Source organism: Exiguobacterium sp. UBA6309, from assembly GCF_002439205.1.
GTDB lineage: Bacteria > Bacillota > Bacilli > Exiguobacteriales > Exiguobacteriaceae > Exiguobacterium_A.
This window is the reverse complement of record NZ_DJTL01000035.1, coordinates 3,357-4,787: the sequence shown is the minus strand read 5'-3', so window position 1 is coordinate 4,787 and position 1,431 is coordinate 3,357. Positions and strand designations below refer to the sequence as shown.

Below are 1,431 nucleotides of genomic sequence, written 5' to 3'. Positions count from 1 at the left end.
TTATATCACGGATGTCGGGATGACAGGTCCGCTGAACGGTGTGCTCGGGATGCGTCAGGAAGATGTCCTACGAAAATTTAAGACACAGCTCCCAACGCGGTTTGAAGTTGCCGAAGGACGGGAACAACTTAATGGAGTCTTGATTCATATCGATGACACAACCAAAAAAGCAACGAAGATTGAACGGATTCATCTGACGGATCAGTCAGTATTCTTCGACTGATTGCCATTTCTGGATGGGGAGGTACACGCATGGACGTCCTGAAAGTATCAGCTAAGTCGAATCCAAACGCGGTAGCAGGTGCACTCGCGGGTGTCATTCGAGAGAGAGGTTCCGTCGAGATTCAGGCCATTGGTGCGGGAGCGCTCAATCAATCTGTCAAAGCCGTCGCCATCGCACGCGGATTCGTGGCGCCTTCTGGCATCGATTTGATTTGTATCCCAGCCTTCACAGACATTTTAATTGATGGAGAAGAAAGAACCGCCATCAAACTCATCATCGAACCACGATGATGAATTGGACATAGGTCCTATATTTACAAGTAGACCATTTACTCGACTGGAGTAGATGGTCTTTTTGCTGCGTCTTCGAATTTTTCTCACCTTTCCACCGAGGGAGCATTGTACTACTTCCGGTAAATCGGTATCATGAGGGAGGATAGAGAGAACTATCATTTCAGGGGACAGAGAAGGAGCGAACGTCGATGTATAATCAGTTATCATGGAAAGTTGGCGGTCAGCAGGGAGAAGGGATCGAATCAACAGGCGAAATCTTTGCGATTGCCTTGAATCGACTCGGCTATTACCTGTATGGCTACCGTCACTTTTCGTCACGTATCAAGGGAGGACATACGAATAATAAGATTCGTGTCGCAACACAGGAAGTCCGGACGATTTCCGATGATCTCGATATTTTGGTCGCGTTCGATCAAGAGACGATCGACGTCAACTTCCATGAATTGCGTCAAGGTGCCATCATCATCGCGGATGCGAAATTCAATCCGACGAATCCGGACGAAGCACGCGCTTCCTTGTATGCGATTCCATTTACGGAGATCGCAGCTGATCTCGGTACGGCCTTGATGAAGAACATGGTCGCGATTGGTGCATCGAGTGCGATTCTCGGCATTGCACCAGAGCGTTTCCAAGCCGTCGTCGAACAGATTTTCGGACGAAAAGGTCCAGATATGGTCGAGAAGAACTTAGCAGCGATTCGTGAAGGAGCAGCAGCGTTTGAAGCTCTTGCAGGAGAGGGCGAACGGTTCGTCTTGGAACCGGCTGACGGAAAACAACGGATGTTCATGATTGGAAACGATGCAATTGCTCTTGGCGCGATTGCCGGTGGAGCGCGTCTGATGGCAGCTTACCCGATCACACCATCATCTGAGATCATGGAATACTTAATCAAGAAATTACCGCAGTTCGGTGGAA

3 protein-coding genes are annotated in these 1,431 nt (G+C 48.9%); all 3 read left to right on the top strand.

All coding sequences use genetic code 11. The features are described from left to right. On the top strand, positions 1-223 hold a 223-nt coding region (locus tag B3M90_RS12050), incomplete at its 5' end, for a YmdB family metallophosphoesterase (RefSeq protein ID WP_290784275.1). A 29-nt stretch (positions 224-252) separates the two neighbouring features. Beyond that, positions 253-513, top strand: coding sequence for a stage V sporulation protein S (locus tag B3M90_RS12045; protein WP_023467705.1), 261 nt, complete (start codon positions 253-255; stop codon positions 511-513). A gap of 191 nt (positions 514-704) precedes the next feature. Beyond that, positions 705-1,431: 2-oxoacid:acceptor oxidoreductase family protein (locus tag B3M90_RS12040; protein ID WP_290784273.1), on the top strand; the 727-nt coding region annotated here is incomplete at its 3' end.

What these genes read in the sequence shown, in the direction of transcription:
- B3M90_RS12045 (WP_023467705.1), top strand. Translation starts at nt 253, where the DNA reads ATGGACGTCCTGAAAGTATCAGCTAAGTCGAATCCAAACGCGGTAGCA.